Annotated in this window: 15 protein-coding genes; 13 read left to right on the top strand and 2 right to left on the bottom strand. The window is 73.0% G+C overall.

Annotation, left to right across the window (positions count from 1 at the left end; all coding sequences use genetic code 11):
- The first annotated feature begins 156 nt into the window (after positions 1-156).
- The 7 genes from pdxH to ACGF5G_RS01495 all read left to right on the top strand — a co-directional run bounded on the left by pdxH (position 157) and on the right by ACGF5G_RS01495 (position 6,347).
- Entirely contained in the window at positions 157-786 is a 630-nt protein-coding gene (gene pdxH, locus ACGF5G_RS01465) for a pyridoxamine 5'-phosphate oxidase (protein WP_393259180.1), read from the top strand.
- Positions 783-2,084 (top strand): MFS transporter, encoded by a 1,302-nt coding sequence (locus ACGF5G_RS01470; protein ID WP_393257842.1) that lies wholly within the window; start codon positions 783-785, stop codon positions 2,082-2,084. Before pdxH ends, ACGF5G_RS01470 begins: the two co-directional genes overlap by 4 nt.
- A gap of 53 nt (positions 2,085-2,137) precedes the next feature.
- A complete protein-coding gene (locus ACGF5G_RS01475; RefSeq protein ID WP_393257844.1) occupies positions 2,138-3,067 on the top strand; it encodes an aldose 1-epimerase family protein in 930 nt (309 codons plus the stop codon).
- 12 nt (positions 3,068-3,079) lie between these two features.
- Positions 3,080-3,682, top strand: coding sequence for a nitroreductase family protein (locus ACGF5G_RS01480; protein WP_357452916.1), 603 nt, complete (start codon positions 3,080-3,082; stop codon positions 3,680-3,682).
- Between the two features lie 190 nt (positions 3,683-3,872).
- Positions 3,873-4,178, top strand: coding sequence for a type II toxin-antitoxin system VapB family antitoxin (locus ACGF5G_RS01485; protein WP_007454850.1), 306 nt, complete (start codon positions 3,873-3,875; stop codon positions 4,176-4,178).
- A gap of 99 nt (positions 4,179-4,277) precedes the next feature.
- Positions 4,278-5,438 (top strand): acyl-CoA dehydrogenase family protein, encoded by a 1,161-nt coding sequence (locus ACGF5G_RS01490; protein ID WP_393257848.1) that lies wholly within the window; start codon positions 4,278-4,280, stop codon positions 5,436-5,438.
- A 144-nt stretch (positions 5,439-5,582) separates the two neighbouring features.
- Positions 5,583-6,347, top strand: a complete 765-nt coding sequence (locus ACGF5G_RS01495; protein ID WP_393257850.1) for a DUF4230 domain-containing protein — start codon at positions 5,583-5,585, stop codon at positions 6,345-6,347.
- On the opposite strand, the gene ACGF5G_RS01500 is transcribed toward ACGF5G_RS01495, so the two are convergent.
- On the bottom strand, positions 6,332-6,958 hold the full coding sequence (locus ACGF5G_RS01500) for a helix-turn-helix domain-containing protein (protein WP_393257852.1): 627 nt from the start codon (positions 6,956-6,958) through the stop codon (positions 6,332-6,334). The genes ACGF5G_RS01495 and ACGF5G_RS01500 overlap by 16 nt on opposite strands.
- 90 nt (positions 6,959-7,048) lie before the next feature.
- Here ACGF5G_RS01500 and ACGF5G_RS01505 point away from each other — a divergent pair, with 90 nt between their 5' ends.
- Entirely contained in the window at positions 7,049-8,053 is a 1,005-nt protein-coding gene (locus tag ACGF5G_RS01505) for an NAD(P)/FAD-dependent oxidoreductase (RefSeq protein ID WP_393257854.1), read from the top strand.
- 5 nt (positions 8,054-8,058) lie between these two features.
- Positions 8,059-9,273 (top strand): Cmx/CmrA family chloramphenicol efflux MFS transporter, encoded by a 1,215-nt coding sequence (locus ACGF5G_RS01510; protein WP_393257856.1) that lies wholly within the window; start codon positions 8,059-8,061, stop codon positions 9,271-9,273.
- Between the two features lie 42 nt (positions 9,274-9,315).
- Here the strand turns inward: ACGF5G_RS01510 and ACGF5G_RS01515 are convergent, their stop codons facing one another.
- A complete protein-coding gene (locus tag ACGF5G_RS01515; RefSeq protein ID WP_393257858.1) occupies positions 9,316-9,522 on the bottom strand; it encodes a PspC domain-containing protein in 207 nt (68 codons plus the stop codon).
- A gap of 384 nt (positions 9,523-9,906) precedes the next feature.
- Here ACGF5G_RS01515 and ACGF5G_RS01520 point away from each other — a divergent pair, with 384 nt between their 5' ends.
- The 4 genes from ACGF5G_RS01520 to ACGF5G_RS01535 are packed head-to-tail and all read left to right on the top strand — an operon-like array spanning position 9,907 to position 14,922.
- A complete protein-coding gene (locus tag ACGF5G_RS01520; RefSeq protein ID WP_393257861.1) occupies positions 9,907-11,277 on the top strand; it encodes an L-serine ammonia-lyase in 1,371 nt (456 codons plus the stop codon).
- A 59-nt stretch (positions 11,278-11,336) separates the two neighbouring features.
- On the top strand, positions 11,337-12,164 hold the full coding sequence (locus tag ACGF5G_RS01525) for an ABC transporter permease (protein ID WP_393257864.1): 828 nt from the start codon (positions 11,337-11,339) through the stop codon (positions 12,162-12,164).
- Between the two features lie 2 nt (positions 12,165-12,166).
- A complete protein-coding gene (locus ACGF5G_RS01530) occupies positions 12,167-12,913 on the top strand; it encodes an ABC transporter ATP-binding protein (protein WP_393257866.1) in 747 nt (248 codons plus the stop codon).
- On the top strand, positions 12,910-14,922 hold the full coding sequence (locus ACGF5G_RS01535; protein WP_393257868.1) for a DUF5941 domain-containing protein: 2,013 nt from the start codon (positions 12,910-12,912) through the stop codon (positions 14,920-14,922). Before ACGF5G_RS01530 ends, ACGF5G_RS01535 begins: the two co-directional genes overlap by 4 nt.
- Positions 14,923-14,933: the final 11 nt, after the last annotated feature.

Genomic DNA, 14,933 nt, shown 5'->3' on the forward strand with positions numbered 1-14,933 from the left:
CCCGCTGCGACTGTGCTGCACGCGACATCCCCCGCCCGGGGCGGCCCGGACTCGTCGGCGACACTGGGCGGTGCGGGCTGGCCTGCTCGGAGGGCGTGGGCCGGGTCGACGGGGAGGGGAGAGAAAGTGACGGGCGACACAGTGCCCCCGTCCGCGATGCGTAACGAGTACGCCGCGGACCTGGGCCTTTCCGAGGCGGACCTGGCCGCCGACTGGCACACCCAGTTCGACCGCTGGTTCGCCGACGCGGTCGCCGCCGGGCTGCCCGAACCGAACGCGATGGTGGTCGGCACCGCCGACGCCGCCGGCCGGCCGAGCGCGCGGACGGTGCTGCTCAAGGGGTACGACCCGGAGGGCTTCGTCTTCTTCACCAACTACGGCTCCCGCAAGGGCGCCGAGGCGGCCGCCAACCCGTACGCGAGTCTGGTGTTCCCGTGGTTCCCGATGCAGCGGCAGGTGGTGGTCGCCGGTCGGGTGGAGCGGGTCGACCGGGCGGAGACCGAGGAATACTTCGCCAGCCGGCCGCGCGGCTCCCAGCTCGGCGCCTGGGCCAGCCCGCAGTCCCGGGTGGTCCCCGACCGGGCGGCGCTGGACGTGGCGTACCGGGCGGCGGCGGAGCGGTTCGCCGAGGTCGAGCCGATCCCGGCGCCGCCGCACTGGGGCGGGCTGCGGGTGCGGCCGGATTCCGTGGAGTTCTGGCAGGGCCGGGCCAGCCGGCTGCACGACCGGCTGCGGTTCCGGCGTGCCGGGGACGGGGAGTGGACCGTCGAGCGGCTGGCTCCGTGACCCAGCTCCAGGAACCCCGGCCGCGCGGGCTGCGCCGGTTCGCGATCGACCTGCGCCCGCTGGCCGAGCCGGCGTACCGGCGGATGTGGCTCGGCAACGGCATCGCGATGTTCGGCATGCAGTTCACCGCGGTGGCCGTGCCGGTGGAGATGTACGCGCTGACCGAGGACTCGCTCTGGGTCGGGCTGATCGGCATCGCGGCGTTCGTACCGCTGCTGGTCTTCGGGCTCTGGGGCGGCGCGGTGGCCGACGCGCGCGACCGGCGCATGGTGCTGCTGGCCACCTCGGCGGTGTTGTGGGCGTCGACGCTCGGCCTGCTGGCGCAGGCGCTGCTCGGGGTCGGCAGCCCGCTGCTGCTGCTGGTGCTGGTGGCGGTGCAGTCGATCGCCTTCGCGATCAGCTCGCCCACCCGCAACGCGATCCTGCCCCGGCTGGTGCCGCTGGACCTGGTGCCGGCGGCGAGCACGCTGAACTTCACCACCTACACCGCGGCGGCTGTCTTCGGGCCGCTGGCCGCGGGCCTGATCTTCGCCCGCTGGGACACCGAGGTCGGCCTGCCGATCGCGTACGCGCTCGACGCCGTGCTGTTCACCGTCGCCGTCTGGGCCACCTTCCGGCTGCCGGCGATGCCGCCCGAGCCGGACCCGGACGGGGGCGACGCTCCCCGGCGGGCCGGGCTGGCCAGCATCGTCGACGGGCTGCGCTACCTGTCCACCACGCCGGTGCTGCTGCTCTCCTTCGCCATCGACCTGATCGCGATGGTGCTGGCCATGCCCCGTGCGCTCTTTCCCGAGATCGCCGAGGAGCGGTTCGGCGGCGGGGCGGCCGTCGGCTGGCTCTACAGCGCGATCGCGCTCGGCGCGATGCTCGGCGGGCTCAGCTCCGGCTGGATCGGCCGGCTGCGCCGGCAGGGCCTGGCGCTGGTGGCGGCCGTGGTCGCCTGGGGCCTGGCCGTGGCGGTGGCCGGGCTCGCCGGCCAGCTCTGGCTGATGGTGCTGCTGCTCGCGGTGGCCGGGGCGGCCGACCTGGTCAGCGCGGTGCTGCGGCAGTCGATGCTGCTGGTCTACGCGCCGGACCGGATGCGCGGCCGGCTCATGGGCGTCAACACGGTGGTCATCGCGGGCGGTCCGCGCCTGGGTGACCTGCGGGCCGGGGCGGTCGCGGCCGGGTTCGGCGGCGGGGTCGCCTGGGTCAGCGGCGGGCTGATCTCGGCGGCGCTGGCGGTGCTGCTCGCGGTGGCGTTCCCGGTGTTGCTGCGCTACCGGGCGGCGTCCGCCTCCGGCGGCGGTCGGGGCTGACCGGCCGGGTCGGGGCGAGCGACCGCACGGCGCGAACCGCTAGGGTCGCCCGCATGGACATCCCCGACCAGCGGTCGCCTTCGGGCGCACAGTGGGCCATTTCCGGCGCCGGCCACGAGGCCGTCATCGTGGAGGTGGGCGGCGGGGTGCGGACATACCGGCACGACGGGGTCGACCACCTCGACGGGTACGACGCCGACGAGATGTGCCCCGGTTGCGCCGGGCAGGTGCTGGCCCCGTGGCCGAACCGGATCCGCGACGGCCGCTACACCTTCGGCGACCGGTTGTTGCAGCTCACGCTCAGCGAGCCGGACCGGGGTGTGGCCATCCACGGGCTGGTCAGTTGGGTGCCGTGGCGGCTGCTGGACCGGTCGCCCGACGCGGTGACCGTCGGCTACGACCTGCCGCCGCAGCCCGGCTACCCGTGGCCGTTGCGGCTGCGCACCCGGTGGAGCGTCGGCCCGGACGGGCTGCGCGCGGAGCACGAGGCGACCAACCTCGGTGCCGAGCCCGCGCCGTTCGGCTTCGCCGTGCACCCGTACCTGCGCGTGCCCGGGGTGGCGGTGGACGACCTGTCGATGCGGCTGCCGGCCCGGAGGCGGTTGCAGGTGGACTCCCGGCTGCTGCCGATCGGTGCCAGCGAGGTCGCCGGCACCGAGTACGACTGGACCAGCCCCCGACGGATCGGCCGCGCCCGGCTGGACGTCACCTTCGGCGACGTGATCCGCGACGACGACGGCGGCTCGGCGGTCACCCTGTCCGCCCCGGACGGCTCGGCGGGCGTGCGGATCTGGGCGGACCGGGAGTTCGGCTGGTGGCAGGTGTTCACCGGCGACGCGCTTCCCGGGCAGCGGTGCCGCCGTTCCGTCGCGGTGGAGCCGATGACCTGCCCGCCGGACGCGTTCCGCTCCGGCCGGGACGTGATCACCCTGAAGTCGGGCGCGACGTGGCGGGGTGTCTGGGGCGTACGGCCCGGGGTCTGAGCGGGGGAGCGCATGGAGTTCAGCGAGGTGGTCCGGCGGCGCCGGATGGTCCGCAACTACGACCCGGACCGTCCTGTGCCGCCCGACGTGGTGGAGCGGCTGCTCGACCACGCGGTCCACGCGCCGTCGGCCGGCTTCGCCCAGGGGTGGGGGTTCCTGGTGCTGGAGGAGCCGGCGGACCGGGACCGGTTCTGGGCGGCGGCCACCCCCGGCGGGGGCGGCCGGGAGCGCTGGCTGGCGGGCATGCGCCGAGCCCCGCTGATCGTCGTGCCGCACGCGAACCGCTCGGCCTACCTGGAGCGGTACGCGGAGCCGGACAAGGGTTGGGCGGACCGCTCGGCGGAGCGCTGGCCGGTGCCCTACTGGTACGTCGACACCGGCTTCGCCGCCCTGCTGATGCTGCTGACCGCCGTGGACGAGGGGCTGGGGGCCTGCTTCTTCGGCATCCCGCCGCAGCGCCTCGACGCCTACCGGGAGGCGTTCGGCGTGCCGGACGAGTACGAGCCGATCGGGGCGGTCACCGTGGGTTATCGGGCGCCGGACCACCGGTCACCGTCGCTGCGCCGGGGACGGCGCCCGGTGGACGAGGTGATCCGGCGCGGGCGGTGGAGCTGACCGGCTCCGGGCGTTTCGCCCGGTTGAGAACCGGACGGTGGGTAGTGAAACTGACATCAGGGAGCAGAACGCGAGGTGCCGCAGCCCGCTACGCTGGCACGGTCATCAGCACCGCGGGTCGCGGTGCCACGCCGCGACCCGGCCCCGCGTCGTGGGTCGGCCGGGCCTAGGGGGAGGGGAGCGTGCCGTCGTGATCTTCAGAGCGGTCCGGGACGGGCGTCCCTACCCGGAGCACAACCTGACGCTCAAGCAGTGGGCGGAGATCCCGCCGCGGCCCCTGCGCCTGGACCAGTTGATCACCACCAAGCGCGAGCTGGCGCTGGACAAGCTCCTCGCCGAGGACTCGACCTTCTACGGCGACCTCTTCCCGCACGTGGTGCAGTGGAACGGCGGGCTCTACCTGGAGGACGGGCTGCACCGCGCGCTGCGGGCGGCGCTCCAGCAGCGCAACCAGATCCACGCCCGGGTGCTCGTCCTCTCCGAGCCGATCGAGTGACGAGGGCTCGCGTCGCGGGCGCCGCGTCCGACGCCCACGCCTCGTGGCGTCCGCGCCTCGTCCGACGCCCGCGCCTGAGGCTTCGTTAAGGTGGCTGCCATGAGCCGTACCGACCTGCTCGACCTGGACTCCTCGCTCACCGAGGAGGAGCGGCAGATCCGCGCCGTCGTGCGCCAGCTCGTCGACGACCGCGTCCGCCCGTACGTCGCCGGCTGGTACGAGGAGGGCCGGGTGCCCGCCCGGGAGCTGGCCGTCGAGTTCGGCAAGCTCGGCCTGCTCGGCATGCACCTGACGGGCTACGGCTGCGCCGGCGCGTCGGCCGTCGCGTACGGGCTGGCCTGCCTGGAGCTGGAGGCCGGTGACTCCGGCGTCCGCTCCCTGGTCTCGGTGCAGGGCTCACTGGCCATGTACGCCATCTGGCGCTACGGCAGCGAGGAGCAGAAGCAGCGCTGGCTGCCGTCGATGGCGACCGGCGAGGCGATCGGCTGCTTCGGCCTGACGGAGCCCGACCACGGCTCCGACCCGGCGTCGATGACCACCCGGGCCCGCCGCGACGGCGACGACTGGGTGCTGACCGGCGCCAAGATGTGGATCACCAACGCGCCGGTCGCCGACGTCGCGGTGATCTGGGCGCGCACCGACGACGGCGTGCGCGGCTTCGCCGTACCGATGGACACGCCCGGGGTGACGGCGCGGGAGATCCGGCACAAGATGTCGCTGCGCGCCTCCGTCACCGGGGAGGTCGTGCTCGACGACGTGCGGCTCCCGGCGGACGCCCGGCTGCCCGAGGCGGTCGGGCTCAAGGCGCCGCTGAGCTGCCTGACCGAGGCCCGGCACGGCATCGTCTGGGGCGCCCTCGGCGCGGCCCGCGACTGCCTGGAGACCGCCCTGGAGTACGCCACCACGCGCACCCAGTTCGGTCGGCCGCTGGCCGGCTTCCAGCTCACCCAGGCCAAGCTCGCCGACATGGCCGTCGAGCTGAACAAGGGCGCGCTGCTGGCGCTGCACCTGGGTCGGCTCGCCGACGCCGGGCGGCTGCGCCCCGACCAGGTGAGCGTGGGCAAGCTCAACAACGTCCGGGAGGCGCTGGCCATCGCCCGGCAGTGCCGCACCATCCTCGGCGCGAACGGCGTCTCGGGGGAGTACCCGGTCATGCGGCACGCCAACAACCTGGAGAGCGTGCTCACCTACGAGGGCACGTCGGAGATCCACCAACTGGTCATCGGGCAGCGGCTGACCGGGCTGTCGGCCTTCGCCTGACCTGCGGTTTCCGCCCCGCCCGACCGGTGTCCACGCCGGCTCCCGCGAGGCGCGGGCACCCGGTCGCGCCGCTCGGCGAGCGCCTGTCGTACCGGGGCCTTACCGTCATGACAGACGACGTGTCTGACGAGGACGGTGAGGGCCATGGCCCGCGACGGTGACAGCAACGAGCCCACCAGGGAGTTCCCGGGCTACCCGACCGGCGACGAGCTCAAGGCCCGGACGGACGTCGCACCCGAGCCCGCGCCGGGCGCGCCGACGCCGGCCGGCGGGCCGGCCCGCGGCCTGCTCTGGGTGCTCGGCGCGGCGGCCCTGGCGGTGGTGGTGCTGCTCGGCGTGCAGGCCACGGGCATCCTGCCGGACTTCCGCAACCCGTTCGCCAAGGAGCAGACCGACCGCAGTCAGCCGCCGCTGCTCAAGTCGATCCAGGACCTCAGCCGCTACGTCGCCGCCGAGGGCAACTTCCAGGTGGTCGTGGACCTCCAGAACGACCGGCGCAACGTGCCCGACTGGCTGCTCAACCAGCGCACCCTCTTCGTCGGGGCGGGCAGCGTCGAGGCGTATGTGGACTTCGCCAAGATCTCCGAGGGCGCGGTGGTCGAGTCGGCCGACGGCAAGTCGGTGGAGATCAGGCTGCCGGCGCCGCAGCTCGGCAAGACCAACCTCGACCTGGAGAAGAGCTACGTCTTCGCCGAGGAGCGCGGGCTGCTCAACCGGATCGGCGAGCTGGTGGACGGCGATCCCAACCGCCAGCAGCAGGTCTACCAGCTCGCCGAGGAGCGGATCACCACCGCCGCCCGGGACAGCGGCCTCACCCAGCGGGCCGAGGAGAACACCCGCAAGATGCTGGAGGGCCTGCTCCGCTCCCTCGGCTATGCGAAGGTGACGGTCACCTACACCGCCCCGTGACCGTCAGTGAGGTCTTTCCCGTCCGAGTTACGGGAGCGAGGCTTGGCGCGCACGTGCATGCGTTCCCCCTGGCGGCCGAACAGGTTGAGGACCTCCACTGGTGATTCGCCCGTGGCGCCGAACCAGTGCGGCAGGCGGGTGTCGAATTCGGCCGCCTCACCCGGCTCCATGACCAGGTCGTGGTTGGCGACGATGAGCCGCAGGCGCCCGGACAGGACGTACAGCCACTCGTAGCCGTCGTGCGTGCACAGCTCGGGCCGGTTCTGCTCAGCCGGAATGACCGACTTCCAGGCTTGCAGGGGCCCCGGCTGGGTGGTCAGGGGGACCACCGTGCGGCCGTTGCGGACGCGGGGCGTGTGACGGATCCGTGGGTCGCCGACCTCCGGCGCCCCGACCAACTCGTCCAGTGGCACCTGATGGGCCTGCGAGATGGGCAGTAGCAGCTCCAGGCTCGGGCGGCGCTGGCCCGACTCCAGCCGCGACAGAGTGCTCTTGGAGATGCCGGTGGCCTCGGCCAACGCGGACAGGGTCACGTTGCGGTGGGTGCGGATGCGTTTGAGGCGAGAGCCGACCTGGGCCAGCGCCGCGGCGATCGGGGAGTGCTTGTCCATGCCCCATTCCACCTCGCGCGTTCCAGAAATGGCAACAGAAGTTGTCAGTTCCGGGCCGGGTGCGCACCATCGAGCCCGGAGGTGATCATCATGATCAAGGCAAGGAACGAGCAGCTCAACGAGGAGCATGCCGCCGGCGACGGGGTCTATGACGTGGTGGTTGTCGGCGGCGCAGCGGCCGGCCTGAACGCAGCCCTGCTTCTCGGGCGCGCCCGCCGCGAGGTCGCGGTGATCGACGCCGGCGAGCCGCGCAACGCCCCCGCCTCGCACATGCACGGCTTCCTGTCCCGCGACGGCCTGCCCCCCGCGGCCCTGCTGGAACTCGGCCGCGCCGAGATCGCCCGGTACGGCGTCCGGCTCATCCCGGGACGGGTGGATCAGATCGACCACGGCTACTACGTCCGCATGGTGGGCGGGCCGGTGCTCAAAGCCCGCCGCGTCTTGGTCGCAACGGGGCTGCGGGACGAGCTGCCCGACATTCCCGGCCTGCGCGAGCGGTGGGGCAAGGACCTGCTGCACTGCCCGTACTGCCACGCCTATGAAGTGCGCGATCAGCCCCTCGCCGTCCTTGGCACCCACCCGGGGGCAGTGCACCAGGCCCTGCTGGTACGGCAGTGGAGCGACGATGTCGTCTTCTTCCCGCACACGCTGGACGTGACGCCGCAGGACCGGGAACGGCTGGAGGTGCGCGGCCTGCGCATGGTCGAGGGCGAGATCAAGCAGCTCGTCGTCGACGGGGACCGGCTGCACGGCATAGAAACCACCGACGGCCTCGTCGTCCCCCGCGCCGCCGCCTTCGTCTTTCCCCGCATGGTCCCACGCGACGAGCTACTGACCGGACTGGGCTGCGCCATGGACGACAACGGCCGGGTCGCCACCGACCGTACCGGCCGTACCAGCGTCCCCGGCGTCTGGGCCGCCGGCAACGTCATCGACCCGCGCGCGCAGGTCATCGCCGCCGCGGGCATGGGTTCGACCGCTGCGTTCGCCATCAACACGGACCTGCTGGACGAGGACGTCGACCGTGCTGTCGAACAGCGCCGGCGCCGTGCCGAACAGCCCGGCGAAGTCACCACCGTTGCGGGACGGCGGTGATGACGGTGAGCGTCGAAACCGCACGACAGGTGCCGGTCTCTCGCGGGAGGCTGCCGCTTGGCGTCTACCTGCTCGCGATCAGCATGTTCGCGATGGGCAGCGCTGAGTTCCTGCTTGCTGGAGTCCTGCCAGCGATCGCGGACGACCTTTCGATTACGTTGTCCTCGGCCGGCGCATTGATCTCAGCGTTCGCCATCGGTGTCGTCATCGGCGGCCCTCCCTTGGCGATCATTACCCTTCGCTGGCCGCGGCGGGCCACGCTGGTGACCACCCAGGCCCTCTTCGCCGCCTCCGTCGCGGTCGGCCTTCTCACCCAGAGTTACACCGTACTGCTGGCCACCCGCTTCGTCTGCGGCCTCGCCTACGCGGGGTTCTGGGCGGTCGCAGCGGTCACCGCGATCAGCCTCGTCGCACCCGACCGCACCGCACGCGCCTCCGGAGTAGTCGTCAGCGGGCTCAGCCTCGCGATGGTCGCCGGCGGCCCGGCCGGGGCCATGCTGAGCTACTTCACGGGATGGCGGGGCGGATTCTGGGGCGTGGCCGCCCTCACCGTGGCCGGGGCGATCTTGACTCTCCTCGCGTTGCCCGCGACGAGCGCGAACGTGCAGCCCAGTGTGAGGCGTGAGCTTCGCACCATGCGGCAACCACAACTGTGGGTCGTCTACGCCGTCACCATCCTGAGCACCGCCGCCTACATGATCTCGTTCAACTACCTCGCGGCATTCTTGACCGACATCACCGGCATCCCGCGGGTCTGGATTCCCGCGATCCTCACGTTGTTCGGCGCCGGCGCCTTCATCGGTCTGTCCATCGGCGGCAGGATCGCCGACAGGAGGCCGTCACATTCGCTCCTGATCGGGGCGATCGGAATTCTGACCAGTTCCGTCCTGCTCGCGGGCCTCGCCCGGCATGCGCTGGCCGTCGTCCCCCTCGTCCTGCTTCTCGGAGTCACTGGATTCGTGCTCAACCCTGCCATCTACGGTCGCGTGTTCACCATCGCGTCGCAGGCACCGACCCTCGCCGGGGCCACCACCGTGTCCGCGTTCCAACTCGGCATCAGCCTCGTCCCCGCACTCGCCGGAGTCGCGTTCAACGCTGGGGCAAGCATCACCTCCGTCACCTGGATCGGCGCCGCCCTGGCAGCCGTCACGGTGCCGGCCATCCTCCTCGACCGGGCAATCTCACGTCGCCGGGTGCGGCAGGACCTCCCGTCAACGTGAAAAGACGTCCCTCAGTCGGATGGAACCGGCCATCAGGAGCAGTCAGTAGCGGGTGGCGGCGTGGCGGTCCTCGTTCGGCATCAGGATCCAGAGCACCAGGTAGAAGATCACCTGGGTGCCGGGCAGCAGCAGCGACAGCAGGAACAACAGCCGGACGAACCCCGCCGACCTGCCGAAACGTTGGGCCAGACCGGCGCAGACACCGGCGATCATGCGTCCCTGACGGGGGCGGACCAGTTTGCGACTCATCGTCGTACTCCCACTCTGCGGCGTTCGCCGCGTCTGCCTCAACGGTAGGAACGTGCGCCCACCACGCCCTCGGCCCCGGGGAGGATCGGCCGCCCGCGTCCCCGTAGGTGGTTACCCGGGAGCCGTCCGCCCGACGCGCCGCGCGGACGGGTGCCACGGGCACCCGCCCGGATCGACGGCCCACGGGGGCCTCGGGGCAGTCCCCGCGCGGCGCCGGCTTTTCGGATGCCGACGATCGGGGCGACGCGCCGGGCAGCCGGTGAGCTGGGCGGGTAGGCTCGCCCGTCGGGCACCCGCACCTCCGGGTGCCGACGGCCGCCCGGGTCCGGGCCGGCCACGACCGGGCCGGACCCCACGAGGGGTACGACGGCGAGGAAGTGCAGCATGATCAGCGTTTTCGACCTCTTCAGCGTCGGCATCGGGCCGTCCAGCTCGCACACGGTGGGGCCGATGCGGGCCGCCCGCACGTTCGTCGCCGGGCTGAAGGCCGACGGGCTGCTGACCGGCACCGTCCGGGTGCAGGCGGAACTCTTCGGCTCGCTCGGCGCCACCGGTCACGGCCACGGCAGCGACCGCGCGGTGCTGCTCGGGCTGGCCGGCGAGGCGCCGGAGACGGTCGACACCGACACCGTCGACGCGCGGATCAGCCGGATCAGGGCGGAGCGCCGGCTGAGCCTGCTCGACGCGCACGAGATCGGCTTCGACCCGGACCGGGACCTGGTGCTGCACCGGCGCCGGTCGCTGCCGTACCACCCGAACGGGATGACCTTCGTCGCGTACGACGACCGGGGCGCGGAGCTGCGCGTGCGGACGTACTACTCGGTCGGCGGCGGGTTCGTGGTCGACGAGGCGGCGGCCGGGGCGGACCGGATCAAGCCGGACGCGACGCGCGTGCGGCACCCGTTCCTCACCGGCGCGCAACTGCTCGACGTGACCGCGTCGACGGGGCTGTCGATCAGCGAGGTGATGCTCGCCAACGAGCTGTCCTGGCGCAGCGAGGGCGAGGTGCGCACCGGCCTGCTGGAGATCTGGCGGGTGATGCGGGAGTGCGTCGAGCGGGGCTGCTCACGGGACGGGGTGCTGCCCGGTGGGCTGAAGGTCCGCCGCCGCGCCGCCGAGCTGCGTCGCAGCCTGGCGACGGAGTCCGACCCCACCGACCCGCTGCGGGCGATGGACTGGGTGACCCTCTTCGCCCTCGCCGTCAATGAGGAGAACGCGGCCGGCGGCCGGGTCGTCACCGCGCCGACCAACGGGGCGGCCGGGATCATCCCGGCGGTGCTGCACTACTACACCCGGTTCGTGCCGGGCGCCTCCGACGAGGGGGTGGTCCGGTTCCTGCTGGCGGCGGGCGCGATCGGCGTGCTGTTCAAGGAGAACGCGTCGATCTCCGGCGCGGAGGTGGGCTGCCAGGGCGAGGTGGGCTCGGCCTGCTCGATGGCCGCCGCCGGGCTGGCCGAGGCGCTCGGCGGCACCCCGGAGCAGGTGGAGAACGCCGCCGAGATCGGCATGGAGCACAACCTCGGGCTGACCTGCGACCCGGTCGGTGGCCTGGTGCAGATCCCCTGCATCGAGCGGAACGCGGTGGCTAGCATCAAGGCGATCACGGCCGCCCGGCTGGCGCTGCGCGGCGACGGGGTGCACCACGTATCGCTCGACAAGGTCATCAAGACCATGCGCGAGACCGGCGCGGACATGAAGGTGAAGTACAAGGAGACGGCGCGCGGCGGCCTGGCCGTCAACGTGATCGAGTGCTGAGGGGGCGTTCGTTCACCGACTGCTAACCTGTCGTCCGTCCGGTGAGGCGGGAGGCGGCGGTGACCTCTGGCGTCGCGGCGTTGTGGTCGCACCGCAACTCCCTGCGCATCCTCGTCCGGCGCGACCTTGCGGTGAAGTACCAGCAGTCCGTGCTCGGCTACCTCTGGTCGCTGATCGAGCCCCTCGGCATGGGGGCGATCTACTGGTTCGTCTTCGGCGTCCTCTACTCCCGGGACACCACCCGCCACCTCGGTGACGCGGCCGACTCGTACCCGCTGTTCCTGATCACCGGGATCTTCGCCTGGATGTGGACCAGCTCGGCGCTGAGCGAGGCGACCAACGCGCTGACCGGCCAGTCCCGGCTGATCACGACGATGAACGTGCCCCGGCAGGTCTTCCCGATCGGCCGGGTCACCGGCCGCTTCGCCGAGTACGCCGCCGGCCTGCCGATCCTGGTCGCCGTCGCCGTCGGGTACGCCGCGTCCGGCCGGATCGACCTGGGCTGGTCGCTGCTCGCGCTGCCGCTGGCGGTGGTGGTGCAGGCCGTCCTGCTGGTCGGGCTGGCGCTGCTGCTCTCGGCGGTCAACGTGCTGATGCGCGACGTCGAGCGGTTCATGCGGCTGGTCATCCGGGTGCTCTTCTACGCGACGCCGATCATCTACCCGCTGAGCATCGTGCGGGGCGCCGACCTGCCGGGCTGGCTGAAGTTCGCGTACGAGCTGAACCCGCTGGTCGGCATCTTCCAGCTGCACCACGCGGTCTGGTACCCGGACGAGTTCCCGGACGCCCGGCTGCTCGCCACCACCGTCGGCGTCAGCCTGCTGGTGCTGGCCGCCGGCTGGTGGTCGTTCCGCCGGCTCGAACCCGCCGTGCTCAAGGAACTGTGACGATGGCCGACCCGATCATCGAGGCGGAGGGGCTCGGCATCCGGTTCGTCCGCAACCGGCGGCGGCAGCTGCGGCTGCGGGAGCTGTTCATCCACCGGGGCACGCGCGGCGCCTCCGCCGGCCAGTTCTGGCCGCTGCGGGACGTGTCGTTCTCGGTGGCGGCCGGCGAGACCGTCGGCGTGATCGGCCGCAACGGCACCGGCAAGAGCACGCTGCTGCGGCTTATCGCCGGGGTGCTGATCCCCGACGAGGGGCGGATCCGGGTGCGCGGGGACGTGGCGCCGCTGCTGGAGCTCTCCGCCGGCTTCTCCAACGACCTGACCGGGCGGGAGAACCTCTACCTGGTCGGCGGCCTGCACGGGCTGTCGTCGGGCTACCTGCGGCGGCACTTCGACGACATCGTCTCGTTCGCCGGCGAGCAGGTGGAGCGGGCCATCGACACCTCGGTGCGGCACTACTCGTCCGGTATGAAGGTTCGGCTCGGCTTCGCGATCATCTCGCACCTGCCGCACCCGATCCTGCTCATGGACGAGGTGACCGCCGTCGGGGACGCGGAGTTCCGGAAGAAGTGTTATGCGACGATCGACCGTCTGCTCGGGGAGGGGCGCACTCTGGTGCTGGTGTCACACAACGAAAAGGACCTGACCCGGTTCTGCCGTCGGGGGCTCTACCTCGACGGGGGCCGGCTGAGCGTCGACGGCACGATCGCCGAGGCGCTCGACGCGTACCACGCCGCGGTCCCGCGGTGACCCTCGCGATCGTGCTCGCCGCCGACGCCCCGGCCGCGAGCCTCCCCACCCGCGCGGGCGAACCCCTCGCCGACCGGCTCGCCGCCCAGCTCCGCGCCGCCGGGGCGGACGAGGTGCGCCGCGCCGTCGACCTGGACGAGCTGGCCGCCCTCGTGGACGCGGCCACCGGCCCGGTGCTGGTAACCGGCGCCGACCTGGTCGCGCACACCGCCGTCCTGCGGCACCTGGCGACCAGCCCGGTCGGGCCGACGGTGGCGCTGGTGCTCACCGACCCGCCCGGCGACGGGCGCACCGCCGTGCGCGAGGAGCGCGGCCAGGTCGTCGAGGCCGGGCCGCCGGAGACGCTGAACGGCGACGCCACCGGGATCTTCGGCGGCGCGCTGCGGGTCGGCGTCGCCGACCTGCCGTCGCTCGCCGCCGCCGCGCGCGCGGCCGCCGCCGGGGTGCTGCCCGCCGGCGCGCCGTCGGCCGCCGCGCCGCCGCCGGCCGGGCCCGCCGTGGACCGGCTCTTCGCCGGCCTCGCCGGGCTCGGCACGCTGACCTTCGCCCACCGCGTACGCCTGCTCGTCGCGCACCGGGTGAGCGACCCGGCGGGGCTGGCCGCCGCGGAGGCGGCCGTGGCCGCCGTCGACGAGGACCGGGCGGAGCTGCGGCTGTCGGTGAAGGAGCGGGACGACTTCTTCACCACCTTCTTCGTCAGCACCTGGTCCCCGTACGTCACGAAGGCGTCCGCCCGGCTCGGGCTCGGCCCGACGGCCGTCACGATGATCTCGGTGGCCTTCGCGGTGGCCGCCGCCGTGCTGTTCGGCGTCGGCGGCCGGCCGGCGCTGGTCGCCGGGGCGGTGCTGCTCTACCTCGGCTTCGTGCTCGACTGCGTGGACGGCCAGCTCGCCCGCTACACGCGCCACTTCAGCGCCTGGGGCGGCTGGCTGGACACGATGGCCGACCGCGCGAAGGAGTACGTGGTCTACGCCGGCCTCGGCTACGGGGCCACCCAGGCCGGGTTCCGGTACGGCTGGGCGCTGGCGATCGCCGCGATGACGCTGCAGACCGTCCGGCACATGACGGACACGTGGTACGGCGTGCTGCACGACGAGGCGGCGCGCCGACCGAAGGCCGTCGGCACCTCCGGCGGCGGGATCGGCGACAAGCTGAACGCCGCGTCGAACCGGGTGCAGGCCGACACGGGGTCGGTGTCGTACTGGCTCAAGCGGACGGTGGTCTTCCCGATCGGGGAGCGGTGGGCGCTGATCGCGCTGACCGTGGCGCTGTTCGGCCCGCTGGTCAGCCTGTACACGGTGCTGGCGTGGGGGGTGCTGGCGTTCGCGTACACCGGGGCGCTGCGCACCCTGCGCGCGCGCTGGATGTGGGTGCCGGTGCTGGACACGGTCGACGCCACCCTGCACCGCGACGACGGCCCGCTGGCCCGCCGGCTGCCGGTGGTCCGCCCGATGGGCCCGCTGACGCTGGCGGTCGTCGCGGCGCTGGGGCCGGCGGCGCTACTGGTGGCGGCCCTGCTCACCCGGGACGGCACCAAGGCGCCGGGCCTGGGCTGGGCGGTGCCGGTCGCGCTGCTGGTGCTCCTGGTCGGCGGCCTGGGGGCGGGCGCGGCGCACAACGGGCCGCTGGACTGGCTGGTGCCGGCCGCGCTGCGGGCGGGAGAGTATCTCTTCGCCATCGCGGTCGGGGTGGTCGGCGACGTGCCGCCGTGGCTGGTCTTCGGCTACGTCTTCGTGCTGACCCTGCACCACTACGACCTGACCGCCCGGCTGGAGAAGCGGCAGTCCGCGCCGCCGCTGCACGGTCTCACGCTCGGCTGGGAGGGGCGGTCCCTGCTGCTGGCCCTGGCGGCGATCGTCGGAATTGCGGGTATCGGGATGGCTACACTCGGTACGTACCTTCTCGTGGTTTTCGTGGGGAGTGTCGTCCTCGCCTGGGTCGTCCTGCCCGCCCGCGCCGCGCGGGCGTCGGTGGGCCTGGCCGGTGCGGGAGGCCGCTCGCCGGGCTGACGGAGGGGCCG

This window comes from Micromonospora sp. NPDC047730 (genome assembly GCF_043204765.1).
In the GTDB taxonomy this organism is placed as follows: domain Bacteria; phylum Actinomycetota; class Actinomycetes; order Mycobacteriales; family Micromonosporaceae; genus Micromonospora.